The sequence below is a fragment of the Corynebacterium sp. ACRPH genome (assembly GCF_022347285.1).
Classification (GTDB): Bacteria; Actinomycetota; Actinomycetes; order Mycobacteriales; family Mycobacteriaceae; genus Corynebacterium.
This window is the reverse complement of record NZ_JAKRND010000004.1, coordinates 63737-82150: the sequence shown is the minus strand read 5'-3', so window position 1 is coordinate 82150 and position 18414 is coordinate 63737. Positions and strand designations below refer to the sequence as shown.

The 18414-nt window shown below is 64.2% G+C and carries 17 protein-coding genes; 15 read left to right on the top strand and 2 right to left on the bottom strand.

Going from position 1 to position 18414, the window contains the following annotated elements:
* Positions 1–67: 67 nt before the first annotated feature.
* On the top strand, positions 68–1858 hold the full coding sequence (locus MHX66_RS03180; protein ID WP_239199706.1) for a proline--tRNA ligase: 1791 nt from the start codon (positions 68–70) through the stop codon (positions 1856–1858).
* Here the strand turns inward: MHX66_RS03180 and MHX66_RS03175 are convergent.
* Complete coding sequence (locus tag MHX66_RS03175) at positions 1824–2747, bottom strand: ferritin-like domain-containing protein (protein WP_239199703.1); 924 nt, start codon at positions 2745–2747, stop codon at positions 1824–1826. The genes MHX66_RS03180 and MHX66_RS03175 overlap by 35 nt on opposite strands.
* Positions 2748–2795: 48 nt before the next feature.
* Between MHX66_RS03175 and rimP the strand changes: the two genes are divergently transcribed.
* The 8 genes from rimP to MHX66_RS03135 all read left to right on the top strand — a co-directional run bounded on the left by rimP (position 2796) and on the right by MHX66_RS03135 (position 11006).
* A complete protein-coding gene (gene rimP / locus MHX66_RS03170) occupies positions 2796–3371 on the top strand; it encodes a ribosome maturation factor RimP (RefSeq protein WP_239199701.1) in 576 nt (191 codons plus the stop codon).
* Positions 3372–3380: 9 nt separating this feature from the next.
* Positions 3381–4394, top strand: a complete 1014-nt coding sequence (nusA, locus tag MHX66_RS03165; RefSeq protein WP_034986326.1) for a transcription termination factor NusA — start codon at positions 3381–3383, stop codon at positions 4392–4394.
* 33 nt (positions 4395–4427) lie between these two features.
* Positions 4428–4778 (top strand): YlxR family protein, encoded by a 351-nt coding sequence (locus tag MHX66_RS03160; RefSeq protein ID WP_347933828.1) that lies wholly within the window; start codon positions 4428–4430, stop codon positions 4776–4778.
* A gap of 140 nt (positions 4779–4918) precedes the next feature.
* The gene (infB, locus tag MHX66_RS03155; protein ID WP_239199696.1) at positions 4919–7615 is read left to right on the top strand and encodes a translation initiation factor IF-2; all 2697 of its coding nucleotides are present in this window, start codon (positions 4919–4921) and stop codon (positions 7613–7615) included.
* 52 nt (positions 7616–7667) lie between these two features.
* Positions 7668–8093 (top strand): 30S ribosome-binding factor RbfA, encoded by a 426-nt coding sequence (gene rbfA, locus MHX66_RS03150; protein ID WP_239199693.1) that lies wholly within the window; start codon positions 7668–7670, stop codon positions 8091–8093.
* On the top strand, positions 8093–9406 hold the full coding sequence (locus MHX66_RS03145) for an MATE family efflux transporter (protein ID WP_239199690.1): 1314 nt from the start codon (positions 8093–8095) through the stop codon (positions 9404–9406). The genes rbfA and MHX66_RS03145 overlap by 1 nt, the downstream gene beginning before the upstream one ends.
* A 50-nt stretch (positions 9407–9456) precedes the next feature.
* Positions 9457–10278, top strand: coding sequence for a metallophosphoesterase (locus tag MHX66_RS03140; protein ID WP_239199687.1), 822 nt, complete (start codon positions 9457–9459; stop codon positions 10276–10278).
* Positions 10275–11006 carry a 4'-phosphopantetheinyl transferase gene (locus tag MHX66_RS03135; protein ID WP_239199685.1) on the top strand — a complete coding sequence of 244 codons (732 nt, stop codon included), beginning with the start codon at positions 10275–10277 and terminating at the stop codon, positions 11004–11006. Before MHX66_RS03140 ends, MHX66_RS03135 begins: the two co-directional genes overlap by 4 nt.
* Here MHX66_RS03135 and truB read toward each other — a convergent pair.
* Positions 11003–11929: a tRNA pseudouridine(55) synthase TruB gene (gene truB, locus MHX66_RS03130; protein WP_239199682.1), complete on the bottom strand. Its 927-nt coding sequence runs from the start codon at positions 11927–11929 to the stop codon at positions 11003–11005. The two genes, MHX66_RS03135 and truB, sit on opposite strands and share 4 nt — an antisense overlap.
* A gap of 30 nt (positions 11930–11959) precedes the next feature.
* Between truB and MHX66_RS03125 the strand changes: the two genes are divergently transcribed.
* The 6 genes from MHX66_RS03125 (at position 11960) to dapA (ending at position 18412) form a co-directional block, all read left to right on the top strand.
* On the top strand, positions 11960–12940 hold the full coding sequence (locus MHX66_RS03125) for a bifunctional riboflavin kinase/FAD synthetase (protein ID WP_239199680.1): 981 nt from the start codon (positions 11960–11962) through the stop codon (positions 12938–12940).
* 119 nt (positions 12941–13059) lie between these two features.
* Positions 13060–13329 (top strand): 30S ribosomal protein S15, encoded by a 270-nt coding sequence (gene rpsO / locus MHX66_RS03120; RefSeq protein WP_005295163.1) that lies wholly within the window; start codon positions 13060–13062, stop codon positions 13327–13329.
* 216 nt (positions 13330–13545) lie between these two features.
* Positions 13546–15840 carry a polyribonucleotide nucleotidyltransferase gene (locus tag MHX66_RS03115; protein WP_239199678.1) on the top strand — a complete coding sequence of 765 codons (2295 nt, stop codon included), beginning with the start codon at positions 13546–13548 and terminating at the stop codon, positions 15838–15840.
* A 46-nt stretch (positions 15841–15886) separates the two neighbouring features.
* The gene (dapB, locus tag MHX66_RS03110) at positions 15887–16660 is read left to right on the top strand and encodes a 4-hydroxy-tetrahydrodipicolinate reductase (RefSeq protein ID WP_239199658.1); all 774 of its coding nucleotides are present in this window, start codon (positions 15887–15889) and stop codon (positions 16658–16660) included.
* Between the two features lie 3 nt (positions 16661–16663).
* Positions 16664–17416 (top strand): FAD-dependent thymidylate synthase, encoded by a 753-nt coding sequence (thyX, locus tag MHX66_RS03105; protein WP_239199637.1) that lies wholly within the window; start codon positions 16664–16666, stop codon positions 17414–17416.
* A gap of 93 nt (positions 17417–17509) precedes the next feature.
* A complete protein-coding gene (gene dapA / locus MHX66_RS03100) occupies positions 17510–18412 on the top strand; it encodes a 4-hydroxy-tetrahydrodipicolinate synthase (protein WP_035003691.1) in 903 nt (300 codons plus the stop codon).
* Positions 18413–18414 lie beyond the last annotated feature (2 nt).

Below are 18414 nucleotides of genomic sequence, written 5' to 3'. Positions count from 1 at the left end.
CCACAGACTAGCTAAAACCCCTACCAAACGACACAAGTCAAAGGGCGAAAAGGTAAAGTCATGACTCATGATTACTCGGATGTCACAACTATTCTTGCGCACCCTGCGTGACGACCCCGCAGACGCAGAGGTGCCCAGCCACAAGCTGCTGGTACGCGCGGGATACATCCGCCGCGTTGCCCCCGGCGTGTACTCGTGGCTGCCGCTTGGCCTGCGGGTGCTGCGCAACGTCGAAAAGGTCGTGCGCGAGGAGATGAACGCCATCGGCGCGCAGGAGATTTCCTTCCCCGCGCTGCTGCCGCGCGAGCCCTATGAGACGACCGGCCGCTGGGTCGAATACGGTGACGCGCTGTTCCGCCTGAAGGACCGCAAGGACGCGGACTACCTGCTGGGACCGACCCACGAGGAGATGTTCACCTCAGTCGTGAAGTCCGAGTACAACTCCTACAAGGACTTCCCTGTGATCCTGTACCAGGTGCAGACGAAGTACCGCGACGAGGAGCGCCCGCGCGCTGGCATCCTGCGCGGCCGCGAATTCATCATGAAGGATTCCTACTCCTTCAACATGGACGATGAGGGGCTGGAGGAGTCCTACCAGCTGCACCGCAAGGCCTATCAGAACATCTTTGATCGCCTGGGCATCAAGTACGCGATCTGCTCTGCGACCTCCGGCGCTATGGGCGGCTCGGCATCCGAGGAGTTCCTTGCCGTAGCCGACACCGGCGAGGACACGTTCGTGCGCTCCACCGAGAGCGACTACGCCGCGAACGTCGAGGCGGTAGTGACGCAGGTCCCGCCGGCCCAGCCGATCGAGGGCCAGCCGGAGGCCAAGGAGTACGAGACCCCGGACAGCGAGACCATCGAGGCGCTGGTGGACTGGGCCAACAGCGAAGGCATCACCATCGACGGTCGTGCCGTGGAGGCAGCGGACACGCTGAAGTGCATCGTGATCAAGGTCAACGACCCGACGCTGGACGAGGAGGGCAAGCCGCGCGGCGAGTCCCTGGCTGGCGTGCTGGTTCCGGGCAACCGCGAGGTGGACGTGAAGCGGCTCGAGGCGGCCATGGAGCCCGCGCAGGTGGAGCTGGCCGAAGAGGCGGACTTCAAGAAGCACCCCTTCCTGGTTAAGGGCTACGTGGGGCCGAAGGGACTGGCAGCAAACGGCGTGCGCGTTCTGGCCGACCCGCGTGTGGTGGAGGGCACCTCCTGGATCACCGGTGCGGACGCGAAGAACCGCCACGTCGTGGGCCTGGTTGCAGGCCGCGACTTCACCCCGGACGGGTTCGTGGAGGCCGCCGAGGTCTTGGAGGGCGACCCGTCCCCGGACGGCAAGGGCACCCTGACGCTGGCCCGTGGCATCGAGATCGGCCACATCTTCCAGCTGGGTCGCAAGTACACCGAGGCCTTCGACGTGAAGATCCTGGACGAGTCCGGTAAGCGCTCCGTGCCGACGATGGGCTCCTACGGCGTGGGCGTTTCCCGCCTGGTGGCCGTGATCGCCGAGCAGATGTTGGACGATTCTGGGCTGCGCTGGCCCGCGTCCGTTGCTCCCTTCGACGTGCATGTGGTGATCGCCAACAAGGACGCCGCCGCGGGCGAGGCAGCAGCGGAACTGGTGGAGACGCTGTCCAACGACGGCCTGGAGGTCCTCTTCGACGACCGCCCGAAGGTCTCCCCGGGCGTGAAGTTCAAGGACTCTGAACTGCTGGGCATGCCCCTGGTGGTCGTGGTTGGCCGTGGGTTCGCCGACGGCAAGGTGGAACTGCGCAACCGCCTGACCGGCGAGACCTACGAGGTCGACTACGCGAATGCGCTGCCGGAGGCTAAGCGGGCTCTCCGCGGAGAGGCACGTCCTTAGGATCCTTGCCCTGGAGCCGCTCTAGGGCGGCTTCGCCCCAGGCGTTGGCCTTTACCCATTCGGCGGCGTAGGTTACAGCCTGCTCGTTGGTGGCCAACTCCGTGATGCGACGAAGCTGAGTGGTGATGGGCTGCACAGTGGGGTGGAAGTACTCCACAGCATCCGACTTCTCGTCGGCTTCGTTTTGCGTGTATCCGGCCTCGGGGGAGGGAACCTCCGAACCCAGCTCCTCCAAGATGTCATTCGTGAGGTCGCGTAGCACGCGCAGCTGATCGGCTAAGGATTGGATCCGCGAACGGGTCTTGTCCTCTGAGCTCTTGGCCAGTGCGACGCCCGAGGCGTAGATCGCGCCGTAAGTCAGCGTCAACAAAGTACGGAGCTCCGCTGCCACATCGACATCCGGGTTAGAAAAGCCCTCGACGACCTCCGCGTTGACCTCGGCGGGGTGGTCGGGGCGTTCGTTGTCGCCGGCGGCCTTGTAGGCGGCGAAAAGTCCGGCGATGAGGGAGGCCTGGGAGCCCAGCTCGCCCGTGAGGGCGCGAGTGTAGGACTTGTCTAGGGACACAGCCTTCCTGGGCGCATTCTTGGTCTCGGAAACTTTTTCTTCACAGCCCTGGGGCGCGTTGCCCTCGCTATCGGTGCCGCACTGGCGCAGGGCTTCCTCCGTGACCAGGTCGTATTGCTTGCCGAGGAACTCGGACCATTTCTTCGCCCGCTTGGCCTCAAAATTTTTCTGGGTGCTGCGCAGCGCCGTGGCGAGCTCGATGAGCTGTTCGTTTGCTTGGGGCTCCTCGCCGAACTCGCAGGCGGATATCGCCAGACCGGCGCCGAGAAGCGTGCCGACTCCCAGGAAGCGACGGCGGGTAAGGAGGGGGCGAGAGCTGGTCATATTCATCAAGACTAGGAGTCTACTAGAAGCCAGCTGCTGCTAGACTGCATGGTCATGGCATTTCCAAACAAGGAGCAGCTCGAAGACTCGCTGCGCGGATTGGTAAAAGAGTTCGGACTAGTGATCGAGGTCATCAAGATCACGAAGGCAGGGGCGAAGTCCGCCATTCGGATCGCAGTGGATACCGCCGACCCCCGTGCCGAGCGCCCGGACCTGGATCAGTTGGAAGAACTGAGCCGCGAGGTATCGAAGCACTTGGATGACGCCGAGGCAGCGGGGGAGATGAGCTTCGGAGCCGGATACACCCTGGAGTTGACGACTCCTGGCGTCGATTTCCCTCTTGTTGAGCAACGCCACTGGGTGCGCAACATCGGGCGCCTCGTGCGACTGGCCGACGGGGTGGAGCGCATCGCGCAAGTAGACGGCGACGATGTTGTTTTGATCACACCGGGCAAGAAACAGCCCAGCGTGCGTCGCGTGCGATTCGGAGATGTAGCTGGTGCGGTGGTAGAAGTGGAATTCTCACAGGCACCCGCCGCCGAGGCCGATCTTGTCGGATTGGCTATTGACGCCTACGGGTTGCCCGGTGCAGAAGATCAGCAGGATAGTCCCGCGGAAAACTAGGAGTAACAAGTGAATATCGATATGGCCGCACTGCGTGCAGTCGAAAAGCAGGAGTCGGTGGATTTCGACGACCTGCTGGAGGGGGTTAAGCGGGGGCTGCGCGAGGCGTACCGGGCGAACAGCCAGTTCACCGGACCGGTCGATGTGGATATCGACCCGATCAGCGGTGAAGTGACCATCTACCAGGTGGAAAAGGACGAAGAGGGTAACGTCACCGGGCGCATCGACGATACTCCAAAAAATTTTGGACGCGATGGTGCGCTGGCCGTGCGCGAAGCCATCCGCTACCGCATCAACTCCGCCCGGGTGCAGAACCGCTACGACGAGTACGCCGAGCTGCGCTACCGCGTGGTCTCCGGCGTGGTTTCCGCCGATGCCCGCGCCAACGAGCGCGGTGTGACCATCGTGCACCTGGGCACCGAGGCGAACGGCCAGGATGGGCAGATCTTGCCCGCCGAGCACATCCCCGGCGAAGAGCTGGAACACGGTATGCGTGTGAAGGCCTTCGTTACGGACGTGATCAATAACGCCAACCGTATGGTGCAGATCAACCTCTCCCGCACGCACCCGGAGCTAGTTAAGGGACTGTTCGCCCTGGAGGTTCCGGAGGTCGCCGATGGTTCTGTCGAAATCGTCTCCGTGGCGCGCGAAGCCGGACACCGCACCAAGATTGCCGTGCGCTCGACCGTCAAGGGGCTGAACGCCAAGGGAGCCTGCATTGGGCCGCGCGGCCAGCGAGTGTCCAACATCATGCAGGAGTTGGGCGGGGAGAAGATCGACATCATCGACTACTCCGACGATCCGGCGACGTTTGTAGGCAATGCACTGTCGCCGTCGAAGGTCGTCAGCGTGAAGGTCACGGACCCGGAGATGCAGATTGCCCGTGCCGTCGTGCCGGACTATCAGCTGAGCCTCGCCATCGGCCGCGAAGGGCAAAATGCCCGACTCGCCGCGCGCCTGACCGGGTGGAAGATCGACATTCGCTCGGAGACGGACGCCGCGGCGGAGGACACGCCCAGTTAACTGTTTCGGGGGCCGGCGCGATACACTGGACAAGTGGTATCCCGTAAGTGTCCCACGAGCAAGCACCTTCCGTTACGGACGTGCATTGCGACGAAGCAGGTGATGGGAATAGATCAGCTGTTGCGTTGCGTTGTGCAGGAAAGCGCGGAAGTTGGCGAGGGCGAGGGTGAACTCCAGGTTGTCCCCGATCCGGGTCGGAAACTTCCCGGGCGTGGCGCATGGATCACCCCCACAGTGGAGGCATGGGAGATCGCCGTGAAGCGCAGGGCCTTTGGCCGTGCGCTGAGGGTATCCGCCAACGTGGATGCAGACCCTGTACGTGAATACATCGTCACACTGCCAGTGACAGTGACAAGTAAAGACGAGGAAGTTACGTCGACATGAAGAACAACCAACCCTGATGAGCACGCGATGAAGCAGCATCAGCGATGAGTATCTACAAGTACGGGAGTCGTAAGTAGCCCGGCTGCAGGCGCACCTGCACGCTAGAGCGCACTACGGCTCCGCAAACATGAAGGAGAGTAGTGGCCGGAAAGCTACGCGTACACGAGTTGGCCAAGCAACTCGGAGTGACGAGCAAGGAGTTGCTCGCCACCCTGAAGGAACAAGGCGAGTTCGTTAAGACCGCTTCTTCGACGGTGCAGCCGCCCGTCGTGAAGAAGATGAAGAAGCACTACGGGGTGGGTGAAGAGACCACCAAGGAAGGTGCAGCTACCCCCAAGCCCGCAGCAACGCCGGGGTCGAAGCCTGCCGCTAAGGCAGCACCGAAGGCTGCCGCGAAGCCGGGGCCGAAGCCCGGACCCAAGCCGGGGCCGCAGCCAGTGAAGAACACCAACCCGGTCGCGGGCGCTGGCACCCGTCCTACCTCCACTGTGAAGCCAGGCGAGAAGCCAGCTCCGAAGCCCGGTGCCAAGCCGGGCCCGAAGCCGGGTGGTGCCAAGCCAGGGCCCAAGCCGGGCGGTCGCGCCCCGCGTGTGGCTAACAACCCGTTTTCCTCTGGCACTCCGGCCGAGCGCCCAGCACCGCGTCCGCGCGGTGGCCAGGCAGGCCCGGGCGACATGCCGCGTCCGGGTAGCCGCCCGGGTGGAGCCAAGAAGTCCGGTCCGAAGCCAGGCGCTAAGCAGGGCGGCGGCCGCCGTCCGTCGCCGGCAATGATGCCGAGCCACCCGAACCCAGCCCAGATGCCGTCGAAGTCCGACAACTTCGGCGGCGGCCGTGGTCGCGGTGGACGTCACGGTGGCCCCGGCGGTCCAGGTGGCCCGGGAGGCCCGCGCGGTGGACGCGGTGGGCGTCGTGGCGGCACCGCAGGTGCATTCGGCCGTCCGGGTGGCGCACCGCGTAAGGGGCGCAAGTCGAAGCGTCAGAAGCGCAACGAGTACGAGGCAATGCAGGCGCCGAGCGTCGTTGGCGGCGTGAAGCTGCCTAACGGCAAGGGCGCGAAGATTCGCCTCGCTCGTGGTGCCTCCCTGATGGACTTCGCAGAGAAGATCCAGGCGGATGCGGCAGCACTGGTTCAGGCACTGTTCAACCTGGGCGAGATGGTGACCGCTACTCAGTCGGTCTCCGACGAAACCCTGATGCTGCTCGGCGAGGAAATGGATTACAAGGTCGAGGTCGTCTCCCCCGAGGACGAGGACCGCGAGCTGCTGGAATCCTTCGACCTGCAGTTTGGTGAGGACGAGGGCGAGGACGAAGACCTGGCCCAGCGCCCGCCGGTGGTTACCGTCATGGGTCACGTTGACCACGGTAAGACCCGCCTGCTGGATACGATCCGTAAGGCCAACGTCGGTTCCGGCGAGGCCGGCGGCATCACCCAACACATCGGTGCCTACCAGGTTTCCGTGAATATGGAGGGCGAGGACCGCCTGGTCACCTTCCTGGATACCCCGGGTCACGAGGCATTCACCGCCATGCGTGCTCGCGGTGCAAAGTCCACCGATATTGCGATCCTGGTGGTCGCCGCGGACGACGGCGTGATGCCGCAGACCGTGGAGGCGATCAACCACGCCAAGGCCGCCGACATTCCGGTCGTGGTCGCGGTGAACAAGATCGATAAGGACGGCGCCCAGCCGGACAAGATCCGTGGCCAGCTGACCGAGTACGGCCTCATTCCGGAGGAGTACGGCGGCGACACGATGTTCGTGGACATCTCCGCTAAGCAGGGCACCAACATCGACCAGCTGCTGGAGTCCGTCCTGCTGACGGCCGATGCGTCGCTGGATCTGCGGGCTAACCCGGATATGGACGCACAGGGTGTCGCTATTGAGGCGCACCTCGACCGTGGCCGCGGCCCGGTTGCCACGATCATCGTCCAGCGCGGTACCCTGCGCGTCGGCGACTCCATCGTCGTTGGCGACGCCTACGGCCGCGTGCGCCGCATGATCGACGAGCACGGCAACGACGTCAAGGAAGCCGGCCCGTCCCGCCCGGTCCAGGTTCTGGGCCTGACCAGCGTGTCCGGTGCTGGCGATAACCTGCTGGTTGTCGACGAGGACCGCACTGCGCGCCAGATCGCGGATCGCCGTGACGCCCGTCGCCGCAACGCGCTGGCTGCACGCAGCCGCAAGCGCGTTTCCCTGGAGGATCTGGACGCGGTGTTGAAGGAAACCAACACCCTGAACCTGATCCTGAAGGGCGACAACGCCGGTACCGTCGAGGCCCTGGAAGACGCGCTGCTGAAGATCGAAGTCGACGACGAAGTGGATCTGAACATCATCGACCGTGGTGTCGGTGCGGTGACGGAGACCAACGTCAACTTGGCAGCCGCCTCCGACGCGGTGATCATCGGCTTTAACGTCCGCGCGGAAGGCAAGGCCACCGAGGTGGCGAACGCCGAGGGCGTGGACATCCGCTACTACTCGATCATCTACAAGGCGATCGAGGAGGTAGAGGCAGCGCTGAAGGGCATGCTGAAGCCGATCTACGAGGAGAAGGAGATCGGTACCGCGGAGATCCGCCAGATCTTCAAGGCTTCCTCCGTCGGCCTCATTGCAGGTTGCATGGTGGAGACCGGCAAGGTCCGCCGCAACGCCCAGGCGCGTCTGGTGCGCGACGGCAACGTCGTGGCGGAGAAGGCGACTATCGAGTCGCTGCGCCGCGAGAAGGACGACGTCACCGAGGTCTCCGCAGGTTACGAGTGCGGTATGGTGCTGTCGTACCCTGACATCCAGGTCGACGACATCATCGAGGTATTCGAGCTGGTCGAGGTGCCGCGAACCTAACAGTCGCGCACCTAAGCTGTCTAGTGTCCAAGGTCTTTAGAAGGAGAAGTTAATGGTTGATCACGCGCGTGCCGCGCGCATGGCTAAGCGCATTCAGCAGATTGTTGCCACGGCCATCGAGCGGCAGATCAAGGACCCGCGCCTGGAGTTCGTGACCATCACGGACGCGCGCGTAACCGGCGACCTCCACGACGCGACGGTGTTCTACACCGTGCGCGGCAAGACCGTGGACGCAGAGCCGGATACGGATGCGGCGGAGGCAGCGCTGGCTAAGGCTACGGGGCAGTTGCGCAAGATCGTTGGCGATCAGCTGAGCGTGCGCTTCACCCCAACCTTGAGCTTTAGCTTGGACACGGTTCCGGAGGCTTCCGCGCACTTCGAGGAGCTGCTGGCCCGGGCGAAGGCCCAGGACGAGGCTCTGCGTGCGCAGTCCGCGGGCGCCCGCCCGGCAGGCGATGAGGATCCGTACAAGCCGTAGTGACTGCACAATCCGCTACCGGCCAGGCCGATGCCCGCACTATCCTGGGGCTGGCCTGGCCGGCTCTCGTTGTTTTGGCGGCCACGCCGCTGTATCTGCTGCTGGACACGGCGGTTGTTGGCCGCCTGGGGGCTGCGGACCTGGCGGCGCTGGCTGCGGGCGCGACGGTGTTGGGCACCGTCACCACCCAGCTGACGTTCCTGTCCTATGGCACGACCGCCCGCGCCGCTCGCCACTATGGTGCCGGTCGCCGTGCCAACGCGATCTACGAGGGCGTGCAGGCGACGTGGGTTGCCCTGGCCGTCGGAGCGCTGTTGGCTGGCGTTGTTTTCGCCTTCGCCCCGGCGATTATGGGCTTCTTTTCTAATGACGCCGCCGTCGTCTCCGAGGCCACGAAGTGGATGCGGGTGACGTGCGCGTCGATCATCCCGGCGCTGTGTACCATGGCGGGCAATGGCTGGCTGCGGGGAATGTCCAACACGAAGCTGCCGCTGTGGTTCACGCTGGCCGGGGTGATTCCGATGGCGGCAATAGTCCCGCTGGCGGTCAACCGCTACGGGTTGGTGGGCTCGGCGTACGCCAACGTGCTGGGGGAGGTCATCATCGCCGCCTGCTTCCTCGGGGCGCTGGTCGTGTACTGGCGCGCGGAAGGGGACGGCAAGTCTCTGGCTCCGAACTGGCCGGTGATTAAGTCGCAGCTGGTGATGGGGCGGGACCTGATCCTACGCAGCCTGAGCTTCCAGGTGGCTTTCATTTCCGCGGCGATGGTGGCCGGACGCATGGGTCCGGCCCCGCTGGCCGCCCACCAGGTGCTGCTGCAGCTGTGGAACTTCCTGACTTTGGTGCTGGATTCGGTTGCCATCGCCGCCCAGGCGCTGGTGGGGGCGGCCTTGGGCGCGGGGTCGGCGGCGACGGCACGCAAGGTCGGAGTCTCCGTGCTGCGCTTCTCCGTCGGTGCCAGCCTGGTGCTGGCTGCCGGGCTGGCGGTAGGCGCCCACGCCATCCCGCGCATTTTCACGACGGATACCGACGTGCTGGCCACGATCGGCGGGCCGTGGTGGCTGTTGGTGCTCCTGGTGCTGGCCGGGGGTGTGGTTTTCGCCCTGGATGGCGTGCTGCTCGGGGCGGCGGATGCGGCCTTCCTGCGCACCGCCACCATCGTCTCTGTGCTGGCCGGATTCATTCCGCTGGTGTGGCTTTCCTGGATCTTTGGCTGGGGATTGGTCGGCATCTGGTGGGGCCTCTTTAGCTTCATTTTGATCCGCCTGGCCTTCGTGACTTGGCGCTTCGCCGGTGATCAGTGGGTTAGCTAGTGTTAAACTTGTTAACCGTTGTGACCTGATCGCGAGAGGGGGAGCGCCCGATGTCCCGAACCCTATGGGCTGTCAGCGACCTGCACGTGCGCGCCCCCGGCAACCTGGATCTGGTCCGCGAACACGTCCGGCCTGCTCACGCGGGCGACTGGCTCATCGTCGCCGGGGACATCGCAGAGGATCTGCCCACCATCGAGCGCACCCTGGGGCTGCTGCAAAGCCGCTTCGCACAGGTCATCTACGCGCCCGGCAACCACGAGCTCTATAGCCGCACCAGCGATACCACCCACGGTCGGGCGAAGTACGACGCAGTCATCGCGGTCGCCCAGCGCCTCGGTGTGCTTACCCCGGAGGATCCCTTCCCGATGTTCGCGGGGCACACCGTGGTGCCGCTGTTTACCCTCTACGATCACTCGTGGCGCGACCCTTCTATGACGCCCACTGCAGCGCTGGCGGCAGCCCGCGACAAAGGCATCGTGTTGATGGACGACCTGGCGATTGCGCCGTATGAGGACGTGATTCTGTGGTGCCGGGAGCGGCTGCGCTACTCGGTGCGCAGGCTGGCCTCTGTGGAAGGGCCGACCATTCTGGTGAACCACTGGCCGCTGGCGCGGGAGGCAATGGCTAACGTCCGGCACCAGGAGATCGGCCTGTGGTCGGGTACGCGACACACTCAGGAGTGGCCGGAGCGCTATCGAGCGCGCGCGGTGATTTATGGCCATTTACATATTCCGGTAGAATTTTCGCTCGGCAATGTAACGCATGTGGAAGTCTCCCTCGGTTACCCGAGGGAGAGGAAGGTCACCCTTCCGCCCCGCTTGGAGAAAAATTTGTGGCCCTACCCAGTACTCGTCGAGGAGGTGACAGCATGAGGCACAACGGAACGCTCGCAACGGCGCCAGGGGATCTGGCGATCGTGGAGACCTTCGGCGCACAGCAGCCGACCATTCCGCGCGGATTGCTGCCGCAGGGTACAGCCTGTGCAGAGCTGCACAGCATTCAGGGGGATCTGAGCCAGTTCAACGCACTCCCGGCAGAGGAGCAGGCTCTGGTGGACGGGGCTGTGGATCGGCGTAAGGCCGACTTCGGCGATTCGCGCTGGTGTGCGCACCAGGCGCTGAAGAACTTCATGGACGCACACCCGCCGATCCTACGCGGGCCGCGCGGGATGCCGCTGTTCCCGCAGGGAATCTCTGGATCCCTGACCCACACCGACGGCTTCCGCGCGGCATTGTTGGCGCCAACCGACCGTTGGGCGTCCGTCGGTATCGACGTGGAGGTGGCTCGCCCGCTGCCGGAGGGCGTGTTCAACACGATCGCCAACCTGGGCGAGCAGCGCCGCATCCACAAGGCAATGCGCTCCGAGGACCTGCAGCTGCTGGATACCGTGCTGTTCAGCGCGAAGGAAGCCACCTACAAGACGTGGTTCCCTCTCACGCACCGCTTCCTGGACTTCGATCAGGCCGACATTGACCTGCGCCCTGACGGCACGTTTACCTCATACCTGCTGGCGCGCCCGGTGCCGGTGCCGTTCATCCAGGGGCGGTGGACCATCCGCAACGGCTATGTGATTACCGCCGCGGCCGTTCCGGCTCATTAGTCCATTCCCGCCGGGCGGGCGACGAACACGCTGGAAGCGCGCTTGCCCTTCTCCTCGATCAGCGCGATGGCCTGCCCGGACGGCGTGATCGCCGCGCGCACGCCCTGGTTGCCAACCGGCTCCAGCCATTTGCCGAGGGAAAGGTCTACTCCCTCCGATTCGCTGATCTCGCGGGGCTCGAAGCAGCGCACCATCGCCTCGTCCAAGGTGAGCGTCAGGCTTGGATCCTCCTCGATTTGTTCCAGCGTGCGCGCCTCGGAGACGTCGAAGGGCCCCACCGAAGTGCGGCGGAGCTGCGTCAGGTGTCCGCCCACACCCAGAGCCTCGCCGACGTCCCGGGCAATCGCCCGGATGTAGGTACCGCTGGAACAGTGCACGGAGATGCGGGCGTCGATGCACGAGGTGGCGTCATCAACAACAACATCGTGGACGTCCAGAGCAAAGATCGTGACGGGCCGCTCGGGCAGCACCACGTCGTGGCCTTCGCGGACGAGCTCGTGGGCGCGCTTGCCGTCGATCTTGATGGAGGAAACCGAGGTCGGGCGCTGCATGATGTCGCCCCGTTGTGCGGCAAAGGCGTCGCGGATCTGCTGTTCTGTCAGCGCCTGTAGTTCCTCCGAAGAGGCTGTGGAAAGCACGTCGCCCTGTGCGTCGTCGGTGTGGGTGGCGGCCCCTAAACGGACGGTTGCCTCATAGCGCTTGTCGTGAGTGACGACGTGGGCCAGAAATTTTGTTCCTCTTTCGACGCCCACAACTAGCAACCCCGTGGCCAGCGGATCGAGGGTGCCCGAATGGCCGACCCGGCGCGTGCCCATGATCCGGCGAAGCTTGGCCACCATGTCGTGCGAGGTGGGGCCGGAGGGCTTGTCCACGAGGACGACCCCGGAGTGGCTCAGGACGGAACGGGCACTGCGCTGGTTCATACCCATAGACTATCGACTAGCATGCAACGTGTGAGTATCTGGTACGGACTGGACAGAATTCCCGAACACCTGGCAGCCGGCGGCACCGTCGTGACCATCGGCGTGTTCGACGGCGTGCACCGCGGGCACCAAGAGCTGCTGCAACGGGCGGTGGAGCTGGCGCGCGAACGGGGAGTGCCGAGCGTGATGTTCACCTTCGACCCGCACCCGACCGTCGTCTTTAAGCCGGAGGCGGTGCCGCCACTGCTGTCGAGCGTGCGCCGTCGTGCGGAACTGGCCCACGAGTACGGCATTGACCACGTGGTCGTCGTTTCCTTTACCAAGGAGATCGCCAGCTGGTCGCCGGAGGAGTACGTGGACCAGGTGCTGGTCAAGATGCTGAACGCCAAGGCCGTGGTGGTGGGGGATAATTTTACCTTTGGCCACAAGGCAGCGGGCACGCCCGAGACTCTGCGCGAGCTGGGCGCGGCGCGCGGCATGCGGGTGGACGTGCTGGAGCTGCTGGAAGACGGCGATCACGTGGTCTGCTCTACGTGGATCCGTAAGGCTCTGGCCGAGGGCAACGTAGACGGCGCGAACGAGGCGCTGGGAAGGCACTTCCGGGTAGCGGGGGAAGTAACCCACGGTGCTGGCCGCGGCGGCAGGGCGTTGGGATTCCCCACGGCGAACTTGTACTTCGCCGAGAAGTTCGCGTTGCCCGCCGACGGTGTTTACGCCGGCTACGTGACGACCCTGCCCGGGCACGGGATTTCCGCCGGGGCGACCATCGGCACCATGCCGGTGGGCGAGCGGCTGCCGGCCGCGATCTCCGTCGGCACCAACCCCACCTTCGGCCACGAGCCGCGCAGTGTGGAGAGCTTCATCCTGGATCACGATGCCGACCTGTACGGCCTGGACATCGCTGTGGAGTTTGTTCACCACCTGCGGGGAATGGAAACGTATAACTCGCTGGACGAGCTGATCGAGGCGATTGGCCGGGACGTCACCGAAACCCGCATGGCGCTGGGCTAAGCGTTTTGGGAGCTGAGGCCTGGGCGTGCTAGACTCCCAAGGTCTAGCGACTGTGGTCTGCGGTAGTCGCTGGTTGAACCTTTCGCGCGGACTGAAATAACTATCAAGGAGATTCATCCATGGCACTGTCCAAGGAACAGAAGACCGAGACTCTCAAGGAGTTCGGCCTGCACGAGACCGACACGGGCTCCCCGGAGGCTCAGATTGCACTGCTGACCGTTCGCATCCGTCAGCTGACCGAGCACCTGAAGTACCACAAGCACGACCACCACTCCCGCCGTGGCTTGCTGCTGCTGGTTGGTCGCCGCAAGGGCCTGCTGAAGTACCTGGCCGAGAACAACGTTGACCGTTACCGCTCCCTGATCGAGCGCCTGGGTCTGCGTCGCTAAAGCTTTAAATCAAACGCCCGCCACCTCTCAAAAGACGAGGTGGCGGGCGTTTGTGCTATTTCGTGCTAGTCTTGATGCCGGTTAAAACCTAAAAGCCAATCGAATAGTTCAAGAAAATTCCACGTCGGTGGCGTCGGCACCGAAGACCAGACGAACAGGCAACCGCCGTGGAGTGCAACGCAAGGTAACGCAGAAAGGCGATTGCGAAACTCCATTATGAGTACGAAGAAGCAGAACATCCAAGCAGAGCTCGTTGACCCGGATGCCGGTGTGTGGGAAGTAGAGGCCACCATTGATAACGGCGACTTCGGCACCCGCAGCATCCGCTTTGAAACCGGGCTGCTGGCCCGCCAGGCCGCTGGGGCAGTGACGGCCTACCTGGACGAGGACACGATGCTGCTGTCCACCACCGCCGCCTCCCGCCAGCCGCGCGAGGGCATCGATTTCTTCCCGCTGACCGTGGACGTGGAAGAGCGCATGTACTCCGTCGGCCGCATCCCGGGTAGCTTCTTCCGCCGCGAAGGCCGCCCCGGCACGGATGCGATCCTGGCCGCCCGCCTGATCGACCGTCCGCTGCGCCCCACCTTCGTTCGCGGCCTGCGTAACGAGGTGCAGGTCATCGTGACCGTCCTGTCGATGGATCCGAAGGATCGCTACGACGTGCTGGCTATCAATGGCGCTTCCGCCTCCACCCAGCTGTCCGGCCTGCCGGTTTCCGGCCCGGTGGGTGGCGTGCGCATGGCGCTCGTCGTGGACGCCGACCACCCGGATGGTCAGTGGGTTGCTTTCCCGACGCGCGAGCAGGAAGAAAAGGCCATCTTCGAGCTGGTCGTGGCTGGTCGTGTAACCGAGCCGGTGAAGCCCGCCCGTGGCCGCGGTCGCGGTCGTGGCAAGGGGGCGGGCAGCGGCGAGCCGAACGTTGCCGTCATGATGGTCGAGGCCGGCGCTACCGACACCGTCGTTGAGCGCATCGCCGAGGGTGCACCGGCGCCGACCGAAGAGGTTGTGGCGCAGGGTATCGAGGCCGCTAAGCCGTTCATCGCCACGCTCTGTGAGGCGCAGGACGCTCTGGCCAAGGCTGTGGACGCCGAGACGCGCGAATTCGAGCTGTTCCCGCCCTACGGCGAGGACGTTTTCGCCTCTGTCCAGGCGGAAGCACTGGATGCGCTGGAAGACATCATGGCCATCGCTGACAAGCAGGAGCGCGACGAGGCACTGGCCGCGAACATGCAGGCCAGCGTCGATGACCTGCTGCCGGAATTCCCGGAGCGCGAGGCGGAGATCCGCGCGGCCCACAACGAGGTCACCAAGACCGTGGTGCGTCGCCGCATCCTGGAGGATGGCTTCCGTATCGACGGCCGCGACAGCACCACGATCCGCGACCTGGGCATCGTCGTCCAGCTGCTGCCGCGTGCGCACGGCTCCGCCCTGTTCGAGCGCGGCGAGACCCAGATCCTGGGCGTGACCACGCTGGACATGCTGAAGATGGAACAGCAGATCGACTCTCTGGGCCCGGAGACCACGAAGCGCTACATCCACCACTACAACTTCCCGCCGTACTCCACCGGCGAGACCGGCCGCGTGGGCTCCCCGAAGCGCCGCGAGATCGGCCACGGTGCACTGGCGGAGCGCGCATTGACGCCCGTGATCCCCAGCCGTGACAACTTCCCGTACACCATCCGCCAGGTCTCGGAGGCTCTGGGCTCCAACGGTTCGACCTCCATGGGTTCCGTGTGCGCCTCGACCCTGAGCCTGTACAACGCCGGCGTGCCGCTGAAGGCGCCGGTGGCGGGTATTGCAATGGGTCTGGTGACCGGCAAGGTTGGCAAGGCCGGCAAGGACAAGTACGTCACCCTGACCGACATCCTGGGCGCCGAGGATGCCTTCGGCGACATGGACTTCAAGGTCGCGGGTACTCCCGACTTCGTGACGGCTCTGCAGCTGGATACCAAGCTCGACGGTATTCCGTCCGACGTGCTGGCCGAGGCACTGCAGCAGGCGCGCACCGCGCGCCTGGAGATCCTGCAGCTGATGGGCGAGGCCATTGACTCGCCTGATGACATGAGCGACCTGGCCCCGCAGATCACCAGCATTAACATTCCGCAGAACAAGATCGGTGAGGTCATCGGCCCGAAGGGCAAGACCATCAACCAGATCACGGAGGAGACAGGCGCGAACATCACCATCGAGGACGACGGCACGGTGTTCATCTCCGCCGTCGGCGGGGAGGCTGCGCGCGAGGCGGAGGAGAAGATCAACGCCATCGCGAACCCGCAGCAGCCGAAGGTGGGCGACCGCTTCCTGGGCACGGTAGTAAAGACCACCGCGTTCGGTGCATTCGTTTCCCTGCTGCCGGGGCGCGACGGCTTGATCCACATCTCCAACCTGGGTGGCGACCGCCGCATCGAGCGGGTGGAGGACGAGGTCTCGGTGGGCGACAAGCTCGAGGTGGAGATCGCGGACATCGATAACCGCGGCAAGATCTCCCTGGTCCTGGTCGAAGACAACTAGCCGCTAGCTACGGGCTAATTGAGAGCTATTAAGGAGCGATTGATCTATGACTCGCATTGGTGTTTTGGGTGTCCGCGGGCGTGTGGGCAGCGCCGTTGTAGCCGCCGTTGAGGCTGACGCGAACCACGAGCTGGTGGCCGCCATCGACCATGGGGATGACCTGCAGGCGCTGGTGGATAACAAGGCTGAGGTCGTGGTGGACTTCACCGTTCCGGATGCCGTGATGGGCAACCTGGAGTTTTGCATTAATAACGGCATCCACGCCGTCGTCGGTACCACCGGCTGGACGGAGGAGCGCTTCGAGACCGTCCGCGGTTGGCTGCAGGAATCCCCGGAGACTGGGGTGCTCGTTGCCCCCAACTTCGCCATCTCCGCCGTGCTGACCATGAAGTTTGCGGAGATCGCAGCGCCCTTCTTCGAGTCCGCCGAGGTCGTGGAGCTGCACCATCCGAACAAGGTGGACGCGCCTTCCGGTACTGCGGTGCACACCGCGGAAGGTATCGCGCGCGCTCGTAAGGCCGCCGGTCTGGCCGAGCAGCCGGACGCCACCACGCAGTCCCTGGACGGGGCGCGTGGTGCTGACGTGCAGGGAGTACCGGTGCACGCCGTGCGCATGACCGGCATGGTTGCCCACGAGCAGGTCATCTTCGGCACCAAGGGGCAGACCTTGACCCTGAAGCAGGACTCCTACGACCGCGAGTCCTTCGTGCCGGGAATCATGATCGGCGTGGACAAGATCGGGGAGAACCCGGGTCTGACCATCGGTTTGGAGAATTTCCTGGGCCTGGACGGCGACGTCAACGGCGGTGCTAAGGCCTAGTTCATGGCTACTGTTGCACCCCTACAGATCGACCTGGTGGGTCACACCGCCTTCGATTCAGTGCCGGACCTGGACTGGCAAACCGACGCAGACGACAGTGCCGCTTTGGTCGAGTTCGCGGGCAGGGCTTGCTACGAAACGTGGGATAAGCCCAACCCGCACACCGCGACGAATGCGGCCTACGTCCGCCACATTATGGACGTCGGCCACACCACGCTGCTGGAGCACGCCAGCGCCTCGATGTACCTGCGCGGGGTTTCTCGCTCCTGCAGCCACGAGATCATGCGCCACCGGCACTTCAGCTTCAGCCAGCTTTCGCAGCGCTACGTGCCCGCCGACGAGGCACGGGTCGTGGTGCCCGAAGCGGTAGCCGGCAATGAGGACTTGAAGAAGCTATTCTTGCAGGCAGCGGATGTGGCATACGACGCCTACCGGGAGATCCTGGATGGCCTGGGCGAGGACTTCGCCGAGGAGCCAAACGCCGTGTTGCGCACGAAGCAGGCGCGCCAGGCGGCCAGGGCGGTGCTGCCGAACTGCATCGAAACCCGTTTCGTCATGAGCGGCAATTTCCGTAGCTGGCGGCACTTTATCGCCATGCGTGCCGCCGAGCATGCGGATCCGGAGATCCGTCGGATCGCTGTCGCGTGCTTGCGTAAACTGCAGGAAGTAGCGCCAAACGTGTTCGAGGACTTCTCGATCACGCAATTGCACGACGGCGGGGAGATGGCGACGAGCCCGTACGTAGGCGAATCCTAAGGGCGGCGGGTCTTAGGGCCGTCAATTACAACCCGCCGAAATTAACCACCCAAATACGTGAGTTTCTCGCGAAGGAAGGTAGTCTGGGAAGTCATGAGTACAGGTAACGCAGCAACAAGGGGATCCGCGCACTTCGGAACTATCTCTCTTGCGATGGTGACCCCCTTCAAAAAGGACGGCTCCATCGACTTGGACGCGGGCGTGGCACTTGCTGGCCACTTCGTGGATGAGGGCTGCGATTCTTTGGTCTTGGCCGGAACTACCGGAGAATCACCCACCACGGGTGCGACCGAGAAGCTTGACCTGCTCAGAGCAGTACGATCCGAGCTCGGCGACCGCGTTAAGCTGATCGCCGGAAGCGGGTCTTATGACACAGCTGTCACCGTAGAAATGTCTCGCGCATCGCAAGAGGCGGGGGCTGACTCTCTGCTGGTTGTGACTCCTTACTACTCCCGTCCCAGCCAGGAGGGTATCTACCAGCACTTTAAGACCGTTGCGGACGCAGTGGATATTCCAGTGTGCGTCTACGACATTCCCTCTCGTTCCGTCGTCCCGGTGGAGCCGGAGACCCTGCACCGACTGGCCGATCATCCACAGATCGCCGCCGTCAAGGATGCAAAGGGAGACCTGGCCGCCGGCATGGAGCTGATTGAGAACACCGACCTGGCTTGGTACTCGGGCGACGACCCGCTGAACCTGCCCTGGTTGGCCGCAGGTGCCACCGGCTTCATCTCTGTGATTGGCCACGTAGCAACGCGACAGCTCAAGCAGATGAGGGATGCGTTCGACGCAGGCGACATTGCCACCGCCCGTAGCATCGCAGTGCAACTGCAGCCGCTACAGAAGGCACAGGCCCGCCTCGGGGGCGTGACATTCGCGAAGGCAGCACTGAAGCTAAAGGGGAAGGACGTGGGTGCACCGCGTCTTCCCATTATCGAACCAACAGCAGCTGAGATGGATCAGCTGGCTCAAGACCTGCAGGCAGCAGGGGTATAGGG

Bases quoted from the DNA above. Each gene is read 5' to 3' on its own strand.
- MHX66_RS03180 (WP_239199706.1), top strand. From the start codon at position 68: ATGATTACTCGGATGTCACAACTATTCTTGCGCACCCTGCGTGACGAC.
- MHX66_RS03135 (WP_239199685.1), top strand. From the start codon at position 10,275: ATGAGGCACAACGGAACGCTCGCAACGGCGCCAGGGGATCTGGCGATC.
- MHX66_RS03175 (WP_239199703.1), bottom strand. From the start codon at position 2,747: ATGACCAGCTCTCGCCCCCTCCTTACCCGCCGTCGCTTCCTGGGAGTC.
- MHX66_RS03140 (WP_239199687.1), top strand. From the start codon at position 9,457: ATGTCCCGAACCCTATGGGCTGTCAGCGACCTGCACGTGCGCGCCCCC.
- thyX (WP_239199637.1), top strand. From the start codon at position 16,664: ATGGCTACTGTTGCACCCCTACAGATCGACCTGGTGGGTCACACCGCC.
- rpsO (WP_005295163.1), top strand. From the start codon at position 13,060: ATGGCACTGTCCAAGGAACAGAAGACCGAGACTCTCAAGGAGTTCGGC.
- rimP (WP_239199701.1), top strand. From the start codon at position 2,796: ATGGTCATGGCATTTCCAAACAAGGAGCAGCTCGAAGACTCGCTGCGC.
- rbfA (WP_239199693.1), top strand. From the start codon at position 7,668: ATGGTTGATCACGCGCGTGCCGCGCGCATGGCTAAGCGCATTCAGCAG.
- dapA (WP_035003691.1), top strand. From the start codon at position 17,510: ATGAGTACAGGTAACGCAGCAACAAGGGGATCCGCGCACTTCGGAACT.
- truB (WP_239199682.1), bottom strand. From the start codon at position 11,929: ATGAACCAGCGCAGTGCCCGTTCCGTCCTGAGCCACTCCGGGGTCGTC.
- dapB (WP_239199658.1), top strand. From the start codon at position 15,887: ATGACTCGCATTGGTGTTTTGGGTGTCCGCGGGCGTGTGGGCAGCGCC.
- MHX66_RS03115 (WP_239199678.1), top strand. From the start codon at position 13,546: ATGAGTACGAAGAAGCAGAACATCCAAGCAGAGCTCGTTGACCCGGAT.